General features: G+C 72.7%; 19 protein-coding genes. 15 read left to right on the top strand and 4 right to left on the bottom strand.

Annotated features, from left to right (window positions below; translation table 11 throughout):
• The first annotated feature begins 28 nt into the window (after window positions 1–28).
• Window positions 29–1,561, top strand: coding sequence for a molybdopterin-dependent oxidoreductase (locus VMF51_RS09905; RefSeq protein ID WP_325474259.1), 1,533 nt, complete (start codon window positions 29–31; stop codon window positions 1,559–1,561).
• Between the two features lie 24 nt (window positions 1,562–1,585).
• Here VMF51_RS09905 and VMF51_RS09900 read toward each other — a convergent pair whose 3' ends face one another.
• Window positions 1,586–2,884, bottom strand: a complete 1,299-nt coding sequence (locus tag VMF51_RS09900) for a C39 family peptidase (protein WP_325474258.1) — start codon at window positions 2,882–2,884, stop codon at window positions 1,586–1,588.
• 93 nt (window positions 2,885–2,977) lie between these two features.
• Here VMF51_RS09900 and cysS point away from each other — a divergent pair, with 93 nt between their 5' ends.
• The 9 genes from cysS to VMF51_RS09855 all read left to right on the top strand — a co-directional run bounded on the left by cysS (window position 2,978) and on the right by VMF51_RS09855 (window position 14,526).
• Entirely contained in the window at window positions 2,978–4,354 is a 1,377-nt protein-coding gene (gene cysS, locus VMF51_RS09895; RefSeq protein WP_325474257.1) for a cysteine--tRNA ligase, read from the top strand.
• A 3-nt stretch (window positions 4,355–4,357) separates the two neighbouring features.
• Window positions 4,358–5,317, top strand: coding sequence for a 23S rRNA (guanosine(2251)-2'-O)-methyltransferase RlmB (gene rlmB, locus VMF51_RS09890; RefSeq protein WP_325474256.1), 960 nt, complete (start codon window positions 4,358–4,360; stop codon window positions 5,315–5,317).
• 395 nt (window positions 5,318–5,712) lie between these two features.
• A complete protein-coding gene (locus VMF51_RS09885; protein WP_325474255.1) occupies window positions 5,713–7,200 on the top strand; it encodes an ABC transporter substrate-binding protein in 1,488 nt (495 codons plus the stop codon).
• Window positions 7,201–7,243: 43 nt separating this feature from the next.
• A complete protein-coding gene (locus VMF51_RS09880; protein WP_325474254.1) occupies window positions 7,244–8,782 on the top strand; it encodes an ABC transporter substrate-binding protein in 1,539 nt (512 codons plus the stop codon).
• A gap of 1 nt (window position 8,783) precedes the next feature.
• A complete protein-coding gene (locus VMF51_RS09875; protein WP_325474253.1) occupies window positions 8,784–10,766 on the top strand; it encodes an ABC transporter permease in 1,983 nt (660 codons plus the stop codon).
• Complete coding sequence (locus tag VMF51_RS09870; RefSeq protein WP_325474252.1) at window positions 10,753–11,550, top strand: ABC transporter ATP-binding protein; 798 nt, start codon at window positions 10,753–10,755, stop codon at window positions 11,548–11,550. The genes VMF51_RS09875 and VMF51_RS09870 overlap by 14 nt, the downstream gene beginning before the upstream one ends.
• Window positions 11,547–12,257, top strand: coding sequence for an ABC transporter ATP-binding protein (locus VMF51_RS09865; protein WP_325474251.1), 711 nt, complete (start codon window positions 11,547–11,549; stop codon window positions 12,255–12,257). Before VMF51_RS09870 ends, VMF51_RS09865 begins: the two co-directional genes overlap by 4 nt.
• Complete coding sequence (locus VMF51_RS09860) at window positions 12,254–13,960, top strand: choice-of-anchor P family protein (protein ID WP_325474250.1); 1,707 nt, start codon at window positions 12,254–12,256, stop codon at window positions 13,958–13,960. The genes VMF51_RS09865 and VMF51_RS09860 overlap by 4 nt, the downstream gene beginning before the upstream one ends.
• Window positions 13,961–13,962: 2 nt before the next feature.
• The gene (locus VMF51_RS09855) at window positions 13,963–14,526 is read left to right on the top strand and encodes a hypothetical protein (protein ID WP_325474249.1); all 564 of its coding nucleotides are present in this window, start codon (window positions 13,963–13,965) and stop codon (window positions 14,524–14,526) included.
• Between the two features lie 360 nt (window positions 14,527–14,886).
• Here VMF51_RS09855 and VMF51_RS09850 read toward each other — a convergent pair whose 3' ends face one another.
• Window positions 14,887–15,330, bottom strand: coding sequence for a nuclear transport factor 2 family protein (locus VMF51_RS09850; protein WP_325474248.1), 444 nt, complete (start codon window positions 15,328–15,330; stop codon window positions 14,887–14,889).
• 38 nt (window positions 15,331–15,368) lie between these two features.
• Here VMF51_RS09850 and VMF51_RS09845 point away from each other — a divergent pair, with 38 nt between their 5' ends.
• A complete protein-coding gene (locus VMF51_RS09845; RefSeq protein WP_325474247.1) occupies window positions 15,369–16,547 on the top strand; it encodes a sulfotransferase in 1,179 nt (392 codons plus the stop codon).
• On the opposite strand, the gene VMF51_RS09840 is transcribed toward VMF51_RS09845, so the two are convergent.
• A complete protein-coding gene (locus tag VMF51_RS09840) occupies window positions 16,504–17,079 on the bottom strand; it encodes a helix-turn-helix domain-containing protein (RefSeq protein ID WP_325474246.1) in 576 nt (191 codons plus the stop codon). The two genes, VMF51_RS09845 and VMF51_RS09840, sit on opposite strands and share 44 nt — an antisense overlap.
• A 74-nt stretch (window positions 17,080–17,153) precedes the next feature.
• Between VMF51_RS09840 and VMF51_RS09835 the strand changes: the two genes are divergently transcribed.
• From VMF51_RS09835 to VMF51_RS09825, 3 genes are read left to right on the top strand one after another with little or no spacing between them, the layout of a single operon-like run.
• On the top strand, window positions 17,154–18,389 hold the full coding sequence (locus VMF51_RS09835) for a hypothetical protein (RefSeq protein WP_325474245.1): 1,236 nt from the start codon (window positions 17,154–17,156) through the stop codon (window positions 18,387–18,389).
• Complete coding sequence (locus tag VMF51_RS09830; protein WP_325474244.1) at window positions 18,386–19,216, top strand: oxidoreductase; 831 nt, start codon at window positions 18,386–18,388, stop codon at window positions 19,214–19,216. The genes VMF51_RS09835 and VMF51_RS09830 overlap by 4 nt, the downstream gene beginning before the upstream one ends.
• Window positions 19,213–20,130, top strand: coding sequence for an oxidoreductase (locus VMF51_RS09825; RefSeq protein ID WP_325474243.1), 918 nt, complete (start codon window positions 19,213–19,215; stop codon window positions 20,128–20,130). Before VMF51_RS09830 ends, VMF51_RS09825 begins: the two co-directional genes overlap by 4 nt.
• 123 nt (window positions 20,131–20,253) lie before the next feature.
• Here the strand turns inward: VMF51_RS09825 and VMF51_RS09820 are convergent, their stop codons facing one another.
• Window positions 20,254–21,465 carry a DUF4032 domain-containing protein gene (locus tag VMF51_RS09820; protein WP_325474242.1) on the bottom strand — a complete coding sequence of 404 codons (1,212 nt, stop codon included), beginning with the start codon at window positions 21,463–21,465 and terminating at the stop codon, window positions 20,254–20,256.
• A 73-nt stretch (window positions 21,466–21,538) separates the two neighbouring features.
• Here VMF51_RS09820 and VMF51_RS09815 point away from each other — a divergent pair, with 73 nt between their 5' ends.
• Window positions 21,539–22,558, top strand: a complete 1,020-nt coding sequence (locus VMF51_RS09815) for an LLM class flavin-dependent oxidoreductase (RefSeq protein WP_325474241.1) — start codon at window positions 21,539–21,541, stop codon at window positions 22,556–22,558.
• The last annotated feature ends 292 nt before the right edge of the window (window positions 22,559–22,850 follow it).

Here is a 22,850-nt window from a genome sequence, read left to right as displayed (position 1 = left end):
CGATCATGCCGTGCGAGACAATCGGGCCGTGAACACCGCGCGCACCTGGTCGCTGGCCGGCGTCGCGGCGGGCCTGGCCGGTCTCGCCACGAGCTACGCGGCCGCGATGGCGCTCAACGTCCGCGAGTCGCCGCTCGTCGCCGTGGGCGAGCTCGCCATCCGCTTCACCCCCGGTTTCGTCGCCGAGGTGGCGATCGAGCGGCTCGGTCGGGCCGACAAGCCCCTGCTGATCCTCGGCATCGTCCTCGTGCTCGTCCTGCTCTTCGCCTGGGCGGGCCGGCTCGCCCGGCGCAGCTGGTGGGCGCCGGCCGTCCTGTTCGCCGCGCTCGCCGCGGCGGGGGCCGGTGCGATCGCGGCCCAGCGCAACCAGCAGCCGGTCGACTTCGTGCCGGTCGCGGTCGGCCTGGTCACCTGGCTCGTGTGCCTCTCGCTCGTGGCCGACCCGCTGCGCAGCTTCGTCGGCCATCCCGAGGAGGTCGCGCCGAGCGGCGGCCACCACCGCCGTACCTTCCTGATCCGGGCCGGCCTGATCACCGGCGCGGCGGCCGTGGTCGGGCTGCTCGGCCGGGTCGTGGGCCGGGGGCGGCGCGAGGTCGAGCAGACCCGACGGCTGCTGAAGCTGACCGGCGTGACCGCACCCCAGGTGCCGGCGTCGGTCCGGGTCGGGGTCGAGGGCGTCACGCCCTGGCAGACCCACAGCGACGACTTCTACCTGATCCACGCCGGCATCAGCATCCCCGCGATCGCCCCCCACGACTGGTCGCTGCGGATCCACGGGATGGTCGACCGCGAGATCGTGCTGTCGTACGACGAGCTCGTCTCCCGGCAGTTCACCGAGGCCTGGGTGACCCTGACCTGCGTCTCCAACGAGGTCGGCGGCGGGCTGGTCGGCAACGCCTGGTGGAGCGGCGTGCGGATCGCCGACCTCCTGGCCGAGGCCGGGGTGCGCCCCGGGGCCGACGCGGTCAAGCAGACCGCCCACGACGGCTGGACCTGCGGCACCCCGTTGGCCGCGCTCACCGACGACCGCAACGCGATGCTCGCGGTCGCGATGAACGGCCGGCCGCTGCCGCTCGACCACGGCTTCCCGGTGCGCAGCATCGTCCCGGGCCTCTACGGCTACGTCTCGGCGACGAAGTGGGTCGTCGACCTCGAGGTGACCCGGTTCGAGGACTTCGAGGCCTTCTGGACCGAGAAGGGCTGGGCCGAGGAGGGGCCGATCAAGATGTCCTCGCGCATCGACGTGCCGGGCTCCGGAGACGAGCTGCCGGCGGGCGAGACCAAGGTCGCCGGCGTCGCCTGGGCGCAGCACACCGGCATCGGGGCGGTCGAGGTCGCGGTCGACGGCAGTCCCTGGATGCCGGCGCGGCTGGCTCGGACGCCGAGCATCGACACCTGGGTGCAGTGGGTCGCCACGGTCGACCTGGAGCCCGGCGACCACGTCCTGCGGGTCCGCGCCGTCGACCTCGAGGGGCACGTGCAGACCGGCGTGGTCGCCGCCCCCGTGCCCGACGGCGCCACCGGCTGGCACGAGATCCAGGTCTCGGTCAGCGAGGAGTGACGGCGGCCCGCCCGGCCGCCGCGGTCACCAGGCGCCCTGGCCGCCCTTCGGCAGCGGGTGCTCGTCGTCGTGGATGACGTAGGCGAGGCCGCCGGACGTCGGCAGCCAGGCGCGCTCGAACTGACCGCGGTCGTAGGTGCGGCGCACGCCCGCCCGGGTCGACGCGGCCGGGTCGTTGACGACGACGTCGCCGGTGGCGGTGAAGCCGACGATGACCAGCAGGTGGCCGTTGGTCGAGGAGATCGGGGCGCCGGTCAGGCCGCCGCGGCTGAACGAGATCGACGCGACCACGGGGATGCCGGCCTTGATCAGCCGCTCCGCCTGGCGCAGCGAGGTCAGCCGGGTGACGAAGGCGTGGCCGACCCGCGGGGCGGCGTACGCGGTGTTGAACGGCCAGTTGCCGGTGCCCCGGTAGGCCCGGTCGTACGTCGAGCGCGCGGCGTGGTCGACGAACGGGTCGGTGTGCCGCTGCGGGACCCAGCTGTACTCCTTCGCCTTCGGCAGCGAGCGGTAGTAGCCGAGCACCATCGAGGTGGAGGTGGGCGAGCACCAGGCCTCGCCGCCGTTGCCCCACTGCGGGTAGTGGCCCTGGTGGGTCATCTGCGAGTAGCGCGGCACGTCGAGCACGACGCCGCGGGCGACCCCGGGAGCGGAGGTCGCCGGCGCGGCGGTGGGGAGCCGGGAGGCGACCGCGCCGACCGCGTCGACCGTCGGGGGCTTCGTGGTCGCGCCCGACTTGCGGTGCAGGACCACCTGCACCTGCCACGAGGTCAGCCCGGCGGGGGCGGAGGCCACCCAGGTGTCGACGTTGACCGCGGCGAGGTCGTCGTCCTGGCCGGAGACGGAGGTGCGCTTGGTGAACTTGTCACCGGAGGTCCAGCGCCCGAGCACGTCCCAGCTGGAGCGGGCGCCGGCGGCGTTCCTGCCCCGCACCCGAACCTCGATCCACGAGTCGCCGGGGGTGGTGGCCGACCAGGACGGGATCAGCTGGGTCAGCCCGAAGCCGGGACGCGCCCAGGGGGAGGTCCAACGGCCGAGGTCGTAGCTGCGGCCGGCGTACCGGCGGGTGCCGGACGGCTTGGCCAGCTCGAGCCGGCCGGCGCGCACCTTCACGCCCGAGACCCGGCCCTTGCGAAGCTGGGCGCTGGTGTCCCAGGCGGTGTAGGCGACGCGGCGGGCGGTGCTGCGAGCCGCCGACTGGGCGGCCGGCGCGGCAGCGGGTACGACGGTGGGCGCGGCGTTCGCGGGCGCGGCCGGTACGGCGGCGAGCGGCGCGGCGATCAGGGTGGCGGAGGTCAGCACGGTGGCGAGGGGAAGACGCACTCCCACACGATACGCCGTTGTGTCACTCCAGTCCCAGCAGTCACAGAATCCGCGGATGCCGCCCGGAAGCGGCGCGATCCCTAGACTTGCGGCGTGAGCCTGCGCCTGTACGACACCGCGATCCGCGACGTGCGCGACTTCGTCCCCCTCCAGGAGGGCAAGGTCGGGCTGTACCTCTGCGGGCTCACCGTGCAGTCCGAGCCGCACGTCGGGCACGTCCGCTCGGCGGTCAACTTCGACGTGCTGCAGCGGTGGCTGCGCCACCTCGGCCACGAGGTCACCTTCATCCGCAACGTGACCGACATCGACGACAAGATCATCACCAAGGCCGCCGCGCAGGGTCGGCCCTGGTACAACCTCGCGTCGGCGATGAAGCGCGAGCTGGACACGGCGTACGCCTCGCTGAACGTCGCGCCGCCGACGTACGAGCCGCTCGCCACCGGGCACGTCCCGGAGATGCTCGCGCTGATCGAGCGACTGATCTCGCGCGGGCACGCCTACGCCGCCGAGGACGGCTCCGGGGACGTCTACTTCGACGTCCGCTCGTGGCCGTCGTACGGCGAGCTGACGCGCCAGCGCCTCGACGACATGGAGGCCGCCGAGGACGCCGACCCGCGCGGCAAGCGCGACCCGCGCGACTTCGCGCTCTGGAAGGGCCGCAAGGAGTCCGAGCCGGAGACCGCGTCCTGGCCGAGCCCGTGGGGTCCCGGCCGGCCCGGCTGGCACATCGAGTGCTCGGCGATGGCCGGCAAGTACCTCGGCGCGGCCTTCGACATCCACGGCGGCGGCGTCGACCTGCGCTTCCCCCACCACGAGAACGAGCAGGCCCAGTCGCGGGCGGCCGGGCACCCGTTCGCGTCGTACTGGTTCCACAACGCCTGGATCACCACGGCCGGCGAGAAGATGAGCAAGTCGCTCGGCAACTCGCTGCTCATCCCGAGCGTGCTGGAGAGCTACCGCGGCATCGAGCTGCGCTACTACCTGGTGGCCGCCCACTACCGCAGTCACGTCGAGTTCAGCTTCGAGGCGCTCGACGAGGCGGCCCAGGGCTTCCGGCGCATCGAGGGCTTCCTGGAGCGGGCCGGAGCGGTCGAGGGCGGCGAGCTGCCCGAGGCGTTCGTGGCGGCGATGAACGACGACATCGGCACCCCCGCCGCGGTGGCGGTGCTCTTCGACACCGTGCGCGAGGGCAACAAGGCGAGCGACCCCGCGCCGTACGCCGGGCAGGTGCTCGCGATGCTCGACGTGCTCGGGCTGCACCCGGCCGACCCCGCCTGGGGCGCCGGGTCGGGCGACGACGCCCGGCTGACCAGTGCCGTCGACGTTCTCGTCGCCGGCCTCCTCGAGGCGCGCACCGAGGCGCGCGCCGCCAAGGACTTCGCCACCGCCGACGCGATCCGCGACCGGATCAAGGCGGCGGGCATCGAGGTCGAGGACACCCCCAACGGACCGAAGTGGACACTGATCTAAGACATGGCCGGTAACTCGAGCCGCAAGGGCGCGATCCGCAAGACCACCAAGAAGCCCACCGCCGGGTCCGGCGGCCGGGTCAAGCGCGGACTGGAGGGCAAGGGGCCGACGCCGAAGGCCAAGGACCGCCCGTACCACCAGGCCTACAAGGCGGCCAAGCGCGCCGAGAAGTCGGCCGCGCGGGCGCCGCGCAAGCGCTCGAGCAGCGACGCCGAGTGGATCGCCGGCCGCAACTCCGTGGTCGAGGCGCTGCGCGAGGGCGTGCCGGTGGTCGGGGTGTACGTCGCCGACGGTGCCGAGCGCGACGGCCGGCTGCGCGAGGCGTTCTCGCTGGCCGCCGAGCGGGGTGTCAGCCTGCTCGAGGTCAGCAAGAACGAGCTCGACCGGCTGACCCAGGGCGCGGTCCACCAGGGTCTGGCCGCCAAGATCCCGCCGTACGAGTACGCCCACCCCGACGACCTGCTCGACGCCGCCGACGCCAACGGCGAGCCGCCGCTGGTCGTCGCCCTCGACCAGGTGACCGACCCGCGCAACCTCGGCGCGATCGTGCGCAGCGCCGCCGGCTTCGGCGCGCACGGCGTGGTGATCCCCGAGCGTCGCGCCGCGAGCATGACCGCGTCGGCCTGGAAGACCAGCGCGGGGGCCGCCGCCCGGATCCCCGTCGCCCAGACGGTCAACCTGGTCCGGCAGCTGAAGGCCTACCAGGAGGCGGGCCTGATGGTCGTCGGCCTGGCGGCCGACGGCGACGTGACCCTGCCCGAGCTGGTCGCCCCCGAGGGCCTCGGCGACGGCCCGCTGGTCGTCGTGGTCGGCGCCGAGGGCGGCGGCCTGTCCCGGCTGGTCGCCGAGACCTGCGACCAGCTCGTCTCGATCCCGATGGCCAACCAGCTGGAGTCGCTGAACGCCGGCGTCGCCGCCAGCGTCACCCTCTACGCGATCGCCGAGGCCCGCGCCCACCGCTGATACGCCGGTTGAGGTTCGAGCGGAGCGGGCCGGGACGCTGGTTGAGGTGCGAGCGGAGCGAGCCGGGACGCTGGTTGAGGTGCGAGCGGAGCGAGCCTCGAAACCCGTCTTGCCGACCGTCGGCCTGGGTTGATGCCGACTGTCGGCTCACCGGGTTTCGAGGCTCAGGACTTCGTCCTTCGCTCCTCAACCAGCGTGGGGGTGGTGGCGCTGGTGGAGGAGCGAGCGGAGCGAGCCGGGACGCTGGTTGAGGTGCGAGCGGAGCGAGCCTCGAAACCCGTCTTGCCGAGGGTCGGCCTCGACCGGTGCCGGCTCGACCTGCGTGTGGTGGCGTCACCTCGGTGCCGGTGCCTCGTTGTGGAACTGATACCTGTTCTACTTCGAGGGAGTACGTCGTGCCACGACGCTGTTCGGCCCTTCTCGTCAGCCTGCTCGCGCTGCTGCTCGCCGCGTGCGGTTCGCAGCTCGACCCCCAGACCGTCTCGCAGGTCGGCGGCGCCGGCGGCTCGGGCGCGGCGGCCGGGGGTGAGGTGCTGGCCGACGGCAGCGTGCCGGCGGGCGGCGCGGTCCCGGACGGCTCGGTCCCCGACGCCGCGGCGGGCGGCGCGGACGCGGGCGGAGCCCCCGCGGCCGGCGGGGCGGCGCCGGGTGCGGCGGGCGGCGGCGGTGACAGCAGCGGCAAGAACGGCGGCAGCACCGACGGCGGCGACGGAGCGAACAGCGCCAGCGGCGGGGTGAAGGGCGCGAGCTGCGCCGGGTTCAAGAACGGCCCCGGAATCACCGACAAGACGATCACCATCGGCAACGCCTCGGACATCTCCGGGCCGGTGCCCGGCATCTTCGAGGCCAGCCAGGACGCCGTCCGCGCGTACGTGGCCTACTTCAACAGCACCGGGGACATCTGCGGCCGCAAGCTGGCGGTCAAGACGTACGACACCCGTGCCGACGCGGCCGCCGACCAGCAGGCGTACGCCAAGGCCTGCGAGGAGACCTTCGCGATGGTCGGCTCGATGTCGGCCTTCGACTCCGGAGGTGCCGCGACCGCCCAGGGCTGCGGCCTGCCCGACCTCCGCTCGGCCGCGACCACCGTGGAGCGCAGCGCGTGCAAGACCTGCTTCGGTGCACAGTCGACCAATGCCAGCCAGTTCCAGAACGCGGTCGCCGACTTCGTGCTGAAGAACTACGGCGACGCGGGCAAGCACGCGGGATTCCTCTACATCAACGCGGGTGCGGCCGCGCAGAACGCCAAGGGTCAGGTCGATGCGATGACCAAGCGGGGGATGAAGTTCGACGTGGTGCAGGGCATCGACATCACCGAGTTCAACTACGCCCCCTATGTGCAGCAGCTGAAGACCAAGGGCGTGCAGACGGTCTTCTGGATCGGGGCCTACCAGCAGTCCGTGCGGCTTCGGCAGGCCATGGACCAGCAGGGCTACGAGCCGAAGCTCTACCTGCGCGACCCCACCGACTACAGCCCGGCCTTCGTCAAGGAGGGTGCCGGCGCCGTCGACGGCACGGTGGTGTTCGCGAACTTCACCCCCTTCGAGGAGGTCCGCTCCAACAAGGAGCTGGCGCTCTACCTCGGCTGGCTGGACCAGGTGAAGCCGGGCGCGACGCCCGGGTTCTTCGGGCTCTTCTCGTGGTCGGCCGCACGGCTGTTCGTGGAGCGGGCGATCGCGCTCGGCGGCAAGCTCGACCGGGCGTCCCTGGTGGCGGGACTGAGTGGGGTGAAGAACTGGACCGCCAACGACCTGCACTCGCCGCAGCAGGTCGGTGCCAAGCAGACCGGGGAGTGCTGGCGGTTCATCCAGCTCGCGGGATCCACCTGGAAGCCGGTCGGTGGCACGAAGTACCAGTGCTCCGGCCTCACCAGGATCGGCTGAGCCCATCCGGCCGGTTCGGACGATTCCCGTCCGGAAAAGTCGTGTGGTCCGCGTCACCTCCGGCGCCGCGCCTCGTTACTGGTACGTGTTCTACTCCAGGACGGCACCCGCCCGTGGCTCGCTCGCGACCGCCGCGGCGCTGCTCGCGCTCGCCCTGGCCGCCTGCGGGTCCCAGCTCGACCCGGACACCGTGGCCCGGACCTCGGCCGACACGGGTTCCGGTGGCGTGGTCGCCGACGGCACCGACCCGGGAGAGCCGGGACTCGACGGCACGGGGGACCCGGGCGCGGTCACCGCGCCGGGGAGCGGATCCGGTGACGCGGCAGCCCCCGAGGCGCCGGCCGGTGGCGGTGGCGGTGGCAGCGCACCGGGCGGCTCCGGCGGCGGAACGCCCGAGGGCAAGGGCGCGAACGCCGCGGACGGCGGTGCCAAGGCCGGCGGGTGCGAGGGGTTCAAGAACCAGACCGGGATCACCGACAAGACGATCACGCTCGCCAACGCCTCGGACATCTCCGGGCCGGTGCCCGGCATCTTCGAGTCCGCCCAGCAGGCGACCCGGGCGTACGTCGCCTACTTCAACAGCACCGGCGACATCTGCGGGCGCAAGCTGGAGGTCGCGGCCCTCGACAGCCGCGCCGATGCCGGCGCCGACAACCAGGCCTACGCCACCGCCTGCGAGAAGGCGTTCGCCGCCGTCGGCTCGCAGTCCGCCTTCGACTACGGCGGCGCCGCGGCGGCCGAGAAGTGCGGCCTTCCCGACCTCCGGTCGTACTCCGTGTCGGCCGAGCGCACCGCGTGCCGGACCTGCTTCGCGGCGTACTCCGTGCAGCCGAACCAGGTGTCGTCGGCGATGCCGGCGTACTGGGCGAAGAAGGCACCCGAGGCGGTCAAGAGCGTCGGGATGCTCTACGTCGGCGCGGGCGCCGCCCCCGACAACGCCAAGAACTTCAAGGCGGCCTGGGAGAAGAACGGCTGGCGGGTCTCGGTCTTCCAGGCCATCGACGTCTCGGAGTTCAACTACGCCCCCTACGTCCAGCAGCTGAAGGACAAGGGCGTGAAGCTGGTCAACTACACCGGCCCGTACCAGTTCACCGTCCGCCTGCAGCAGGCGATGCAGCAGCAGGGCTTCACGCCGGAGATCTTCCTGCAGGACGCCACGATCCAGGACCAGCGCTACGTCGAGGAGGCGGGCAAGCTCGCCGAGGGCGTCTACGTCTACTCGCAGACCGGGCTCTTCGACGACTTCAGCAACAAGGAGATGGAGCTCTATCGGGCCTGGCTGGCCCAGGTCGACCCGAGCGCCGAGCCCAACACGTACGGCGTCTACGCCTGGTCGGCCGCCCGCCTGTTCGTCCAGCAGGCGGTCGCGCTCGGCGGCCGGCTGAACCGGCAGACCCTCATCCAGTCGCTGGCCAAGGTGAAGGACTGGACGGGCAACGGCATCCACGCGCCGCAGCAGGTCGGCGCCGAGACCTCCGCCGACTGCGTCGCGATCATCCAGCGCCAGGGCAGCGCCTGGAAGAAGGTCTCGCCCGGCAAGTACCTCTGCGGACCGCTCACCGACACCGGCCTGGGAGGCTGAGATGACCACGTTCCTGGCCTTCACCGTGTTCGGCCTGTTCAGCGGGGCGGCGTACGCCATCGCGGCGAGCGGGCTGGTGCTCACCTACACGACGACCCGGGTCTTCAACATCGCCCACGGGGCGCTCGGCATGGTGATGTCGTTCGTGTTCTGGGACTTCAGCGTCCGTCAGGGCCTGCCGGTCTGGCTCTCGCTCGTGCTGGTGCTGCTCGTGGTGGCGCCGGCGGTCGGCTGGCTGCTGCAGCGCTTCGTCACCCGTGGGCTGGGCGAGGGGCCGGTCAGCGTCGCGCTGGTGGTCACGGTCGGCCTGCTGGTCGGCTGCATCGGGTTCGCCACGCAGATCTGGCCGCCCGAGGCGCGCTCGGTGCTGCCGTTCTTCCCGACCACGTCCTTCGAGCTGGGTGGCGTGATCGTCACCGGCCACCAGCTGCTCACGATCGTGCTCTCCGCCGCGACCGCTCTCGGTCTCTACCTGCTGCTCAACCGCACCCGGATCGGCACGGCCATGCGCGCCTCGGTCGACAACCCCGAGCTGCTCAAGCTGTTCGGCGGCAAGCCGGACACCGCCGCCGCGCTGTCCTGGGCGATCGGGGTCGCGCTCGCCGCGCTCGCCGGGGTGCTGCTGGTCTCCCAGGTCGGGCTCGACTACTACGCCCTGACCCTGCTGGTCATCAACGCGTACGCCGCCGCGATGCTCGGCCGGCTGCAGAGCCTGCCGCTGACCTTCGCGGGGGCGATGGCGCTCGGCCTCGCGACGTCGTACGCCTCGGGCTACCTGCCCACCGAGGGCCTGCTCAACAGCGTGCGCAACGTGATCCCCGCACTGTTCCTGTTCCTGGTCATCGTGCTGATGCCGCAGACCCAGCTGCGGATCGGCCAGGTCAAGGGCATCGTCTCCGCCCCGCTGCCGTCGATGACGAAGTCGCTCGGCTGGAGCGCGGCGCTGCTGCTGGTGGTCGCGCTGCTCGCCGGCTCGCTCGCCGACTCCGACCTGCTGCTGGTCGGCACGGCGGCGACGTACGCGACGGTGATGCTCTCGCTGGTGCTGCTGACCGGGTACGGCGGCCACGTGTCGCTCGCGCAGCTGACGTTCGCGGGGGTGGGCGCGCTGGCGTACGCGAAGCTCGACGAGCCGAACCTCTACGGCCTGGCCGTCGCGGCGCTGATCGCCGCGGGGGTGGGGGCGCTGGTCGCCCTGCCCGTGCTGCGGCTGACCGGCCTCTACCTCGCGCTCTCGACGATGGCCTTCGCCTACCTGATGGACAAGATGCTCTTCCAGGCCGACTTCGCCTTCGGCTTCAACGGCACCCTGCCGGCCGAGCGGATGTCGGTGCTCGGCACCTCGATCACGAGCACCGGCGGCTACGTCATGCTGATGGCGGTCTTCTTCGTGCTGACCGCCCTGGCCCTGCTTCTGCTGCGGCGGGGGCCGGTCGGCCGGCTGCTGATCGCGATGCGCGACAGCCCGGCCGCGTGCGGCACCCTCGGCCTCGACCTGCGCTGGTTCCGGGTGGCGCTGTTCGGGATCTCGGCCGGGATGGCGGGCCTCGCGGGCGCGCTGTACGCCGGGCTCCGGCAGACCATCGGCGCGGCCGACTTCCAGTTCTTCAACAGCCTGCCGCTGCTGCTCCTTGCGGTGGTCTTCGGCGTGACGTCCGTGACCGGTGCGACCCTGGGCGGCATCGGGCTGATGCTGCTGCCGGTGATGCAGAGCGACCACCCGAGCATCGCCGGGCTGATCTTCGCCGTGATCGGCTTCGGCGCGGTCGCCGCCGGCCGCGACCCCAACGGCCTGGCCAACCAGCTCTTCCGGGCGGGCCGCCTCGCCCGTGCCCGGGCGGTCCCACGACTGCGGGCGTCGCTGCCCGTGCTGCCGCAACGCGGCGAGGTGGACGCGCCGGCCGCCGAGGTCGTGCCGGGGCTGGCCGAGAGCGCCCCCGTCAGCCCCCAGCAGAGGAAGGAGCCCGCCCATGTCGCTTCTTGAGGTCGACGACGTTGTCGTCCAGTTCGGCGGGGTCACCGCGGTGAACCACGCGAGCTTCACCGCCCACGCGGGCCGGATCACCGGCCTGATCGGACCCAACGGGGCCGGCAAGACCACCTGCTTCAACGTGATCAGCGGCCTGCAGCGCCCGACCCGGGGCAAGGTCCGCTTCGAGGGCCGGGCCGTGACCCGGTTGCCGGTGCACCGCCGCTCGCGGCGCGGCATGGGCCGCACCTTCCAGCGGTTGGAGGCCTTCGGTTCCCTGTCGGTGCGCGAGAACGTCCGGGTCGCCTTCGACATCCACCGCGGTCCCGTCGGGTGGGTCCGGCCCGCGGCGGCCGACGTCGACGCACTGCTCGAGCGGGTCGGCATCGCGTCGTACGCCGCCGAGCGGGCCGATTCGATCCCCACCGGCACCGCCCGCCTGCTCGAGCTGGCCCGGTGCCTGGCCGGCCGGCCGAAGCTGCTGCTCCTCGACGAGCCGTCCTCCGGGCTCGACGAGACCGAGACGGACGCCTTCGGCGAGCTGCTGCGCGAGCTGGCCGCGGAGGGCCGGGCGATCCTGATGGTCGAGCACGACATGGACCTCGTGATGGGCGTCTGCGACGACATCCACGTTCTCGACTTCGGCTCGGTGATCGCCTCCGGGCCGCCGTCGCTGATCCGCTCCGACCCGGCCGTGCAGAAGGCCTACCTCGGCTACTCCGACCTCGACGAGGACGCCGGGACCGACGACCTCACCAGCACGCGAGTGCTCCCCGCCGTCCCCGAGGAGGTCCGATGAGCGGCGTACCGATCCTCGAGATCGTCGACCTGCACGCGGCGTACGGCCGGATCGAGGTGCTGCGCGGCGTCGACCTGAGCGTCCCGAAGGGCGCCGTGATGGCGCTGCTGGGGCCCAACGGGGCGGGCAAGTCCACCCTGGTCAAGGTCATCTCGGGGCAGAAGAAGCCGACCAGCGGCGACCTCCACCTCGGCGGCGTCAACGTGCGCGGCGCCGCCTCGGAGGAGCTGGCGCGGCTCGGGCTCTGCACGGTCCCGGAGGGCCGGTCGGTGTTCCCGAACCTCACGGTCCAGGAGAACCTCACCCTCATGTCGTACGCCGGGGTCCCGGCCGAGGCGGTCCTGGAGACCGCGTTCGCCTACTTCCCCCGGCTGCTCGAGCGACGAGGCCAGCTCGCCGGCACCATGTCCGGCGGCGAGCAGCAGATGCTCGCCATGTCGCGGGCGCTGGCCTCCGACCCGGCGCTGCTGCTCCTCGACGAGCTGTCCATGGGCCTCGCGCCGCTGATCGTCGACGAGCTCTACGACACCGTCGCCCAGATCGCGGAGTCCGGCGTCTCGATCCTGTGCATCGAGCAGTTCGCCCGCACCGCGCTGCGGGTCTCCGACTACGCCGCCGTCATGAGCGGCGGCCGGATCGTGGCCGGCGGCGAGCCCGCCGAGGTCCTCGAGACCATGTCCGACGTCATCCTCGGAGGAGCAGCATGAGGTCACCCGTCATCCCCCTGCTGGCAACCGGTCTGGTCGCCGCCGTCCTCCCCTGGGGCGCGGCGCCGGCGTACGCGGAGGAGAAGAAGCCGTTCAGCGGCTACAGCACCGCCGCGCACGCCACGCCGGTCAAGCTGGAGATCTATGAGCCGACCATCCCGGTCCCGGCGACCCCGCAGCTGGAGCTGTCGTTCGGCTACAGCACCGTCGAGGCGGACTCCAGCAGCGGCCAGGGCCGCTCCAGCTTCCTGTGGCCCGGCGACCCGATCGGCGAGGGGCTGAAGACGATCGTCGAGCAGCTCGGGCTGCCGCCGGAGCTCTCCGGACCGATCGCCGCCCAGGGCTACCCGCTGCAGGTGAACTCCGAGTTCCCCGCCGGTCCGGAGGCCACCGCCGACGAGCCGTTCCCGGGCCTGGTGATGCGGACCTCCGCCGAGGACGGCGCGGTCAGCGCGTCGACGGGCTTCTCCACCGACTGCGACGTCTCCCCGCCGGCCAGCACCGGAGGCGGGGCGCCGGAGATTCCTGGGCTGCCGTCACTGCCCTCCCTGCCGGGCCTGCCCGGCCTGGCCGAGCTGCCGGTCCTGGGGAGCCTCACCGGCGCCCTCTCCGGTCTGTCCGGCGGGGTCGCGCCCGAGACCGCACCGCAGGCCGCCGCCGCGCCGGCCGCGGAGCCGGCGCCCGAGGTGGCCGCCGCGTGCCAGATCCCGCCCGCGTTGAACGCGCTGGTCGACCTGGGCGGCTACATCTCGACCTCCCGCTCCCGGGTCGTCGACGGCCGCGTGGTGACGACGTCGCGGTCGTCGCTCGGCGACGTACGGCTGCTCGGCGGCATCGTGACGGTCTCGGGCATCCACGCCACCGCGACATCGTCCAGCGACGGGAAGAAGGGCACGCCAGAGGGCGAGGCCCGCTTCGGCACGGTCACGATCGCCGGTCAGGAGTTCGCCTTCGGCCCCGAGGGCTACCGCGCGCTCGGCCGGTCCGGCACGATCCCGGGGCTGCCGGACGACCCCGCGAAGGCCTTGAAGACGCTCGGCATCACCCTGACCCTCCCGACGCCCGAACGGGTCGCCGACGGCGACAAGGCGTCCACCGCGGTGTCGGCCCTGCAGGTCGAGATCGACACCGTCGTGCTCTCGCCGCTGCTCCGGCAGCTCCCGCTGGCCCAGATCCTCGAGAACGTCCCGTTCCCGCCCGAGGCGGCCATCCTCAAGAGCCTGCTCGGCGCCCTGCCCAACCTGGCCCCGCGCGTGGTGCTCACCCTCGGGTCGGCCGCGAGCGAGGTCGACACCGTGCAGGGAATCGCGCTGCCGGACCTCCCGACGGACGCCCCTGCCGCACCGGCCGCCCCTGGCGGCGACCAGCCGGCCGACCCCGGGGCCGGCGGCGGAGCCGGGTCCGACTCCGGTCCGCCAGGGGCCGGAGGCGCCGGCGCCGGCTCGGCACCGGGGGGCGCGCCCGCGGGCGCGGCGGCCCCCGGGGCGGACTCCGGCGGGGTCGGTGACCTGCCGGCCGCGGCCCCGGTCGCCGCCGGGCTGCCGCCGCTCTTCTCGATCCCCGGCCTGCTGCTCCTCGGGGGCATCGCGCTGGCCGCCGTCGCAGGCAGCTACCTGCGCCGGCTCGGCGCGGCCGCCCTGGGCGGCGGCGCGTCCTGCTCCCACGGCCTCGACAGCGGCCTGCCCGACCTCAGGAAGGCGTGACCATGACGACCCTGCCGACCACCAGCCAGCCCACCAGCCTGCCCGGCACCCGAGCGGCGCTCCCGAGGGCCGGTGCCCGGCCGTCCTCGGGCGGCGCGGCGCCGCTGAAGAACAACCACTACCAGCTGCTCCAGATCGTGCTGTTCTGGGCCGGGGCGATCCTGCTGCCGCTCGGGCTCGTGGTGATCGTGCTCGGCTGGTACGGCGCCGCGAACACGCCGTACCAGTACGACCAGCTCTCGTACCTCGTCTCCGGCGGCCTGCTCGGGCTCGGCCTGACCTTCGTCGGCGGCTTCCTCTACTTCGGAGCCTGGCTGGCCCGGATCGCCGACGACGGCCGGCAGTCCTCCAAGCGGCTCGCCGACACCCTCCTGGTCCTCGCCGACGTCACCTCGCGCTCGGCCGCGATCAACGACCAGGGCGTCGACCTCGCCGCCGTCCCCGTCACCGCCGGTGAGGGCACCACCCTGCACCGCCGCGACTGCGCCCTCGTCGCGCACCGCGACGACCTGCGCGCCGCCGGCGACAACCCGGACCTCACCCCCTGCCGCGTCTGCCGCCCCTGACCCCCGCTGGTCGAGGCCGACTCTCGGCACGCGGGGTTTCGAGGCTCAGGCCCGGGGGGCCTTCGCACCTCAACCAGCGTTGGGTGACGGTGGTTGAGGTGCGAAGGACGGAGTCCTGAGCCTCGAAACCCGGTGAGTGGGACGGCGGCGTGGGTCGAGGGCGTCTCTCGTCTTCCGGGGGTTCGAGGCTCGCTTCGCTCGCACCTCAACCAGCGGTGGGTGACGGTGGTTGAGGTGTGAAGGACGGAGTCCTGAGCCTCGAAACCCGGTGGGCGGGACGGCGGCGTCGGTCGAGGCCGACTCTCGGCAAGACGGGTTTCGAGGCTCGCTTCGCTCGCACCTCAACCAGCGATGGAGCGCTCAGAACTTCAGGTGATGCGACAGGTCGCCGGTCTGGTCGACGTACATGGTCCGGGTGTCGAAGCACCAGGTGCCGTCGACGCGGTGGAAGGTGTCGCGGTAGCGGCCGGTGACGATGACCTGCAGCGGGAGGTCGGGGGTTGCCTGGGTGACCAGGTAGTACGACGAGCAGGTGGCGGTCCCGGCGTCCTCCTGGACCTCGATCCGGGCGTTCGTGGTCACGTGGTGCGTCTTCGGGGTGCCGTCGTCGTACAGCCGGGTCGCCATCTCGTAGAGACCGCGCACCGCGTCGCGCCCCTCGAAGACGGTGCCGGGCGGCCCGCCCTCGGCGCCGTGGATCCGGCCGTGCGCGAAGAGCGCCGCCACCGCGTCCAGGTCGCCGGCGTCGATCGCCTCGGCATAGGCGTAGAGCAGGTTCTCGATCTCGCGCGCGCTGTCGGCCACGCGCGGAGCATAGGGTGACCGCCGTCACAGGAGGAACCATGACGGACTGGACGCTGTCCGGCGTGCTCGACGAGGCGCGCCGCAAGGAGGGTCTCGAGGACTGGGGACCCGGCCCGTTCGAGGAGCCGCTCGCCGTGCTCCTGGGTTCGTACGCCGCCGCCGGGCTCACCGACGTGGGCGCTCACCTGCTCCGCGGTGGAGCGGTCCGCAGCCTGCGGATGCGACTGCGGGCGCAGGAGTGGGTCCGGCGCCACCCCGAGATCCTCGAGGAGGAGATCGCCGACCCCGTGGTCGTCGTCGGGATGATGCGCAGCGGCACCACGTTGGTGCAGCGGCTGCTCGCGGCCGACCCGCGGCTGCAGTGCGCGTACGGCTGGGAGGTCGTCTCGCCGGTCCCGCGGCTGGACCAGGTCTGGGCCGGGGAGGACCCGCGGATCGCCCGGGCCGAGGAGCAGGCCGCGGTCTCGCGCGAGCTGGCACCCGACCTCTTCGCGATCCACCCGATGCACCCGCGGGAGGCCGAGGAGGAGATCGTCTTCCTCGCCGACGCGTTCCTCTCGCACGTTCCGGAGTCGTCCGCGGAGGTGCCGGCGTACCGCTCCTGGATCGACACGCAGGACTTCACCCCGGCGTACGACCACCTGCACCGGATGCTCCAGCTGCTGCAGTGGCAGAAGCGGAGGCGCGGCGAGCAGGTACGGCGCTGGGTGCTGAAGACCCCGGCGCACCTGGGCTACCTCGACGTCCTGCTCGCGCGCTTCCCCGGCGCGCACGTCGTGCACCTGCACCGCGACCCGCGCGCGACGATCGGCTCCGGCGCGAGCCTCAACGCCACCATGCGTGCGATGCACCACCCGGCGGTCGACCTGCACCGCGTCGGGGCCGAGTGGCTGGAGCGGATGGGCTGGGCGCACGACCGCGCCCGCGCCGTTCGGGCGCGGTGGGGAGTGGGCGGCCCGGTCACGGATCTCGAGTACGACGCCGTGGTGGCCGACCCGGTCGCCGCGATCGCGCCCGTGTACGACGACCTCGGCCTGCCGCTGGCCGCGGACGCCGAGGCCGCGATGCGCCGGTGGCTCGCGGACCGGCCGCACGACGCAAGCCGGCGTCCCGACTACCGCCTGGAGACCTACGGGCTCACCGGCGAGCAGGTCGACGAGCGGTTCGCGGGCCTCACTCCAGTGCCGGACGGACCTGCTCGAGCGCCTCGGCGGTGAGGCTTCCGAGCCGGGCCAGGTCGTGCGGTGCGGGGGACTCGGTCCAGACCGCGAGTGCCGCGAAGACGGCCCCGGCGACGACCTCCGCGCGGACGGCGGCGGCGAGCTCGGGGACGCCGCGCTCGACGAGCACCGCTCGGAGCTCGGTGGCCATCGCGCCCTGCCGGTCCCGGAAGGTCCGCTCGATCCGCTCGGGGCTGAGCAGCTCGCTGCGCAGCCGGGCGATCTCGACCATCAGCCGGAGATCCGTCGGGGCCGAGCCGAGGGACGCGAGTACGGAGCGGATCAGGTCCTCGCCCGCGGGTCGCTCGCGGAGTGCCTGCCGGAACCACTCCAGGCGGGTGACGAGGTCGCCGAAGAGGACCTCGTCCTTGGTCGCGAAGTGCCGGTAGAAGGTCCGCTCGGTCACCCCGACCTCGGCCGCGATGGCCGGCACGCTGGCAGCCTCGAACCCGTCGGCCACGAAGTGTCGCAGCGCCGCGTCGCGGAGGGCGGCGCGGGTGCGCTCCGCCTTCCGAGGGGTCTCGCTCACCGGGACACCGTAGCGAGCGCGGAAGGAAATGTCAGGGCTGACATTCGGGGCGGAGAGGCGTACGGTCCCGGCTCATGAACCACCCCGTGGCCACCCCCGAGCAGCATGCGCACGAGCTCGCGGCCCTCGACCTGATCGAGCACCCGACCGTGCGGGCGGCGTACCGCTCGGTCGCCGAGACCTGGCTCGGCCGTGCGCGGGCCTCCGAGGCGATGCACCGGCGCTTCGCGGCCGCGTACGAGGAGGTGATGTTCTCGGCGGCGGTGTGGAGCTCCAACCAGGACCCGCTGCGGCCGAAGGTCACGACGATCACGCGGCTCGCCCACGAGGTCGACGGCCGCCGGGTGCCCGGCAGCCGCTGGGGGATCGACAACCCGGACACGGTCTACCGGGTCGTCCCGATCTCGGGCGAGGAGCGGTACGTCCTGCGCGGCCGGGTCGGCGCGCACCGGATGACCGAGAACTACTTCACGCTGTGGAACGACGCGATGGGCACGGTCGACGTCTGCGACGGACGCCGCATGCACGTCGAGGCGGACGGGTCGTACGAGATCACCGTCGACGCGGACGAGGCCGGCGGTCGCCCCAACCACCTCCGCTCGACGCCCGAGGCGCACGAGCTCTACATCCGCGACGTGCTGCTCGACTGGGGATGCGACGACCCGAACACGATCGAGGTGGAGCGGCTCGGCGGCCCGCCCGCGACCGCCGCGCTCACGCTCGACGAGCAGGCCGAGGCCACCGCCGCGATGATGGCCCACTTCGCCGACTTCACCGGCAAGCTCAGCCACGGCATGTACAAGACGCCGCCCAACCACTTCTCGCTCGCCTGGACGGCCGACCACACGGGCGCGATGCGCAGCCAGGTGTACGTCGCGGGGCGATACGAGCTCGCCCCGGACGAGGCCTTCGTGGTCGACGTGAGCGACGGCGGCGCGGAGTACTTCACCGTCCCCCTCTCCAACATCTGGGGTACGACGCTCGACGTCCTCGACCGCACGGGGAGCCTCAACAAGGCGCAGTCGCGGCCGAACGACGACGGCACCTACACGTTCGTGATCGCCGGGCAGGATCCCGGCGTGCACAACTGGATCGACACCGGCGGGCTGCCCGAGGGGATCCTGACCCTGCGGATGGCGGAGTTTCCCGAGGGCGGCGCCCGCCCGGACCTCGCCGCCACCGGCCGGGTGGTCCCGCTCGACCGGATCTGCGAGCTCGGTCTGCCGATGGTCACCCGGAGCGAACGCGCGGCGCAGCTGGCCGAGCGGCGGGCCGGCTACCTGCGCCGGCTGCCGGAGGTGACGGCATGAGCCGCTGGCTGGTCACCGGATGCTCGACCGGCATCGGCCGGGAGATCGCGCGGGCGGCGCTCGAGGCCGGCCACCAGGTCGTCGTCACGTCGCGGCGCGTCGCGGACGTCGACGACCTCGCGGCGTCGTACGACACGGCGCTCGCCGTACCCCTCGACGTGACGGACCGCGAGCAGATCGCCGCGGCGGTGGCGGCCGCGCAGGAGGCGTTCGGCGGCCTGGACGTCCTCGTCAACAACGCGGGCTACGGCTACATGTCGGCCGTCGAGGAGGGTGACGACGCGGAGGTGCGCGCGCTCTTCGACACCAACTACTTCGGCGTGGTCGAGACCCTGAAGGCCGTGCTGCCGGGGATGCGCGCCCAGGGTTCGGGCCACATCGTGAACATCTCCTCGATGACCGGCCTCGTCGCCAACCCGCCCAACGCCTACTACAGCTCGACCAAGTTCGCCCTCGAGGCGCTGACCGAGGCGCTCGCCAAGGAGGTCGGGCCGCTCGGCATCAAGGTGACCGCCGTGGAGCCCGGAGCGTTCCGCACCGACTGGGCGCGGCGATCGATGAAGGAGGCGAGCGCGCCGATCGAGGCGTACGCCGACGACGTCGGTGCGCGCAAGGAGCTGATCAAGCAGTTCGCCGACCACCTGCCCGGCGACCCGCGCAAGGTCGCCGACGCGGTGTTGATGCTTGTCGGGCTCGAAGACCCGCCGCTGCGGCTCCTGCTCGGGCACGACGTGCTGGCCGCCGTACGCGAGAAGCTCGCCGCCATGAGCGCCTCGATCGACGAGTGGGAGGCCACCACCCTCGACGTGAACCTCCCGCCGGCATGAGCGGCCTGCCCACCGCCGCCGAGGTGCTCGACGGCGTCGACCTGGCCGGCCGGACCGCGCTGGTCACCGGCGGCTACTCCGGCATCGGCGTCGAGGTGGTCCGCGCGCTCGCCGGCGCGGGCGCCACCGTCCTGGTCCCGGCGCGGCGGCCGTCGGTGGCGTCGGCGGCCGTCGCGGAGATCGAGGGCGTGGAGGTCGGCGCGCTGGACCTCGCCGACCAGGCCTCGGTGGCGTCGTACGCCGGCGCGCTGGTCGCCGCCGGCCGCCCGATCGACGTCGTGATCGGCAACGCCGGCGTGATGGCGTGCCCCGAGACCCGGGTCGGCCCGGGCTGGGAGCTCCAGCTGGCGACCAACCACCTGGGCCACTTCGCCCTGGTCAACCGGCTCGCACCGCTGCTCGGGTCGGAGTCGCGCGTGGTGAGCGTGTCGTCGACCGGCCACCATCTGTCCGGGATCCGGTGGGACGACCCGCTCTTCTCGGAGCCGGGCAGCTACGACAAGTGGCTCGCGTACGGGCAGTCGAAGACCGCCAACGTGCTGTTCGCCGTCCACCTCGCGACGCTGGGCGTGCGCGCCTACTCGCTGCACCCCGGCGCGATCCTCACCCCGCTCGGCCGGCACCTGCAGGAGTCCGACCTCGACGCGGTGATGACCCTCGACGCCGACGGTCGGCCGGTGCTCCCCGACTTCCGATCGCCGGAGCAGGGCGCCGCCACCGCGGTCTGGGCCGCGACCGCCCCGGACCTCGTCGAGCACGCGGGTGCCTACCTGGAGGACTGCGGGCTCGCCCCCGTCGTACCTCCGGGGCCGCAGACGACGTATGGCGTCAAGGACTACGCCCTGGACCCCGACGACGCCGCGCGGCTCTGGGCGTGGTCGGTCGAGCAGACGGGCGTGGACGGGTTCGGATAGGCGAGTGCCTGGGTCCGCGGGTCCGCCCAACGGCCGCAATTGCAGCCGTGGGACAGGTCGGAGCGGGTGCGGGCTGTCATACGGCCGCAATTGCGCCGCTGGTGCAGGTGCAGGGGCCGGCTCTCAGGCCTCGGTCGCGGTCACGGCCTCGTCCGGCTTGGCCTTGAGCACGTGCTCGATGTAGTCGCGGGCGGTGTCGAAGATGCCGATCTCGTGGCCGGCGCGCTCGGAGAGGTACCAGCGGTGCACCAGCACCTCGTGGAAGAACTCCGCCGGCTCCAGCTTGCCGCGCTGGTCGGCCGGGATCATCTCGATGAGCGGCTCGTAGATCTGGGTCAGCCAGCGGTAGGCGACCAGGCTGCGGTCCTCGCGGCCGAGGCCGTAGTGAGCGGTGAACGACGCCAGGTCGTTGAGCAGCCGGCGCGCCTGGCCGTCCTCGACGTTGAGCCCGGTGAGCGCCTGCAGCTCCCGGCAGTGGTGGCCGAGCTCGACGACCTTGGGCTGGATCCGCACCTGGTCGCCGTCGAAGTCAGTCACGATGTCGAGCTCGTCGACGTCGAAGCCGAGGTCGTTGAGGCGCTCGATGCGCTGCTCGATGCGCCACATCTCGTCCGCGGAGAACTCCTCGATGTCGGTGAGCTCGGCCCAGAGGGCGGCGTACCGCTCCTGGAGCATCGCCACGATCTCGTGCGCCGCGACGTCGCTGTCGAGGGAGTTGCTGGCCTGCAGGTCGAGCAGCTCGGCGAAGACGTTCTCGGTGGCGATGGTCAGGTCGTACTCGCGCATCTGGCGCGACAGCGTCGGCCGGAGCTCGCCGGTCTCGGCGTCGACGAGGTACGCCGCGAACCCGCCGGCGTTGCGCCGGAACAGCACGTTGGACAGCGAGACGTCGCCCCAGAAGAAGTCGGCGAGGTGCAGCCGCACCAGCAGCACCACCAGCGCGTCGACCAGCGCGGGCAGATTGTCGGCGCTCATGCCGTGCGCGAAGAGGCTCCGGTACGGCAGCGAGAACTGCAGGTGCTGGGTCAGCAGCGCGGCCGGCAGCTCCTCGCCGTCCGCGTCGACGCGGCCCGTGACCACGCCCTGCGGCACGACCGCCGGGAGGCCGAGGCGTTGCAGGTCGCGCAGCAGGCGGTACTCCCGGAAGGCGATCTCCTCGACCGTCTCCTTGACGGCGTAGGTGCGGTCGCGGAGCCGGATGATCCGGACGACGTGCCGCGACAGGCCGCGGGGGAGGGGTACGACGTACTGCTCGTCCCACTCCTCCAGCGGCTGGGACCACGGAAGCGCGATGATCGCGGGATCCGGCCGGCTGGCGACGATGCGCAGCGCCATCCGGCCACCCTAGCCCTCGCCGCCAGTCCGGACGCACCGGGAAGATTGATGGTTCAACTTCTGTTCAGCCGGTATGAAGAACATCGGGTTCCTGTCCTTCGGGCACTGGACGCCGTCGCCGCAGTCGGCGACGCGCACGGCGGCCGACGCGCTGCTGCAGTCGATCGACCTGGCGGTCGCCGCCGAGGAGCTCGGCGCCGACGGGGCGTACTTCCGCGTGCACCACTTCGCCCGGCAGCTCGCGTCGCCCTTCCCGCTGCTGGCGGCCGCCGCGGCGCGGACCAGCCGGATCGAGCTCGGCACCGGCGTGATCGACATGCGCTACGAGAACCCGCTCTACATGGCCGAGGACGCCGGCTCCGCCGACCTGATCTCCGGCGGGCGGCTGCAGCTCGGCATCAGCCGGGGGTCACCGGAGCAGGTGATCGACGGGTTCCGCTACTTCGGCTACCAGCCCGCCGAGGGCACCGACCACGCCGACATGGCGCGCGAGCACACCCGGGTGCTGCTCGGCGTCCTCGAGGGTGAGGGCTTCGCGGAGCCCAACCCGCGGCCGATGTTCCCCAACCCGCCCGGACTGCTGCGCCTGGAGCCGCACTCGGAGGGCCTGCGCGACCGGATCTGGTGGGGCGCCGGCTCGCGCGCGACCGCCGAGTGGACCGCCGAGCAGGGCATGAACCTGATGTCGTCGACGCTGCTCACTGAGGACACCGGGGTGCCGTTCCACCAGCTCCAGGCCGAGCAGATCGCCGTGTTCCGCAAGGCCTGGGAGGCCGCCGGCCACGAGCGCACCCCGCGGGTCTCGGTCAGCCGTAGCATCGTCCCGGTCGTGAACGACCTGGACCGGATGTACTTCGGCGGCGAGGGCGGCAGCCAGGACCAGGTCGGCATGATCGACGGCGGCGTCGCCCGCTTCGGCAAGACGTACGCCGGCGAGCCCGACGTACTCGTGCAGGCGCTCGCCGAGGACGAGGCCATCGCCGCCGCGGACACCCTGCTGCTGACCGTCCCCAACCAGCTCGGCGTCGACTACAACGCCCACGTGATCGAGTCGCTGCTCACCCACGTGGCGCCGGCCCTCGGCTGGCGCTGAACGACGCTGGTTGAGGTGTGAGGGCCGCCAGGCGGTCTCGATCGAGGCCGAAGGTCGGCACGAGGGGTTTCGAGGCTCGCTTCGCTCGCACCTCAACCGGCGTCGGGGAGGGGTCGACGCGCGCCGCTCCAAACGCTGGTTGAGGAGTGAGGGCCGCCAGGCCCGAGCCTCGAAACCCGGTGGGACGAGAGGCAGCCCCGATCGAGGCCGACGCTCAGGCCCGCCAGATCGTCACCGAAGTCGTGCGACGCCGCCGCTCCGAACGCTGGTTGAGGTGTGAGGGCCGCCAGGC

This window comes from Nocardioides sp. (assembly GCF_035503875.1).
Taxonomy (GTDB): Bacteria; Actinomycetota; Actinomycetes; order Propionibacteriales; family Nocardioidaceae; genus Nocardioides.
Note: the sequence above shows the minus strand (reverse complement) of the source record. Positions and strands in the feature narration are given on the sequence as shown.

Coding starts and splice junctions, on each gene's coding strand:
- rlmB (WP_325474256.1), top strand. CDS start 4,358: ATGGCCGGTAACTCGAGCCGCAAGGGCGCGATCCGCAAGACCACCAAG.
- VMF51_RS09875 (WP_325474253.1), top strand. CDS start 8,784: ATGACCACGTTCCTGGCCTTCACCGTGTTCGGCCTGTTCAGCGGGGCG.
- VMF51_RS09870 (WP_325474252.1), top strand. CDS start 10,753: ATGTCGCTTCTTGAGGTCGACGACGTTGTCGTCCAGTTCGGCGGGGTC.
- VMF51_RS09865 (WP_325474251.1), top strand. CDS start 11,547: ATGAGCGGCGTACCGATCCTCGAGATCGTCGACCTGCACGCGGCGTAC.
- VMF51_RS09860 (WP_325474250.1), top strand. CDS start 12,254: ATGAGGTCACCCGTCATCCCCCTGCTGGCAACCGGTCTGGTCGCCGCC.
- VMF51_RS09855 (WP_325474249.1), top strand. CDS start 13,963: ATGACGACCCTGCCGACCACCAGCCAGCCCACCAGCCTGCCCGGCACC.
- VMF51_RS09845 (WP_325474247.1), top strand. CDS start 15,369: ATGACGGACTGGACGCTGTCCGGCGTGCTCGACGAGGCGCGCCGCAAG.
- VMF51_RS09835 (WP_325474245.1), top strand. CDS start 17,154: ATGAACCACCCCGTGGCCACCCCCGAGCAGCATGCGCACGAGCTCGCG.
- VMF51_RS09830 (WP_325474244.1), top strand. CDS start 18,386: ATGAGCCGCTGGCTGGTCACCGGATGCTCGACCGGCATCGGCCGGGAG.
- VMF51_RS09825 (WP_325474243.1), top strand. CDS start 19,213: ATGAGCGGCCTGCCCACCGCCGCCGAGGTGCTCGACGGCGTCGACCTG.
- VMF51_RS09820 (WP_325474242.1), bottom strand. CDS start 21,465: ATGGCGCTGCGCATCGTCGCCAGCCGGCCGGATCCCGCGATCATCGCG.
- VMF51_RS09815 (WP_325474241.1), top strand. CDS start 21,539: ATGAAGAACATCGGGTTCCTGTCCTTCGGGCACTGGACGCCGTCGCCG.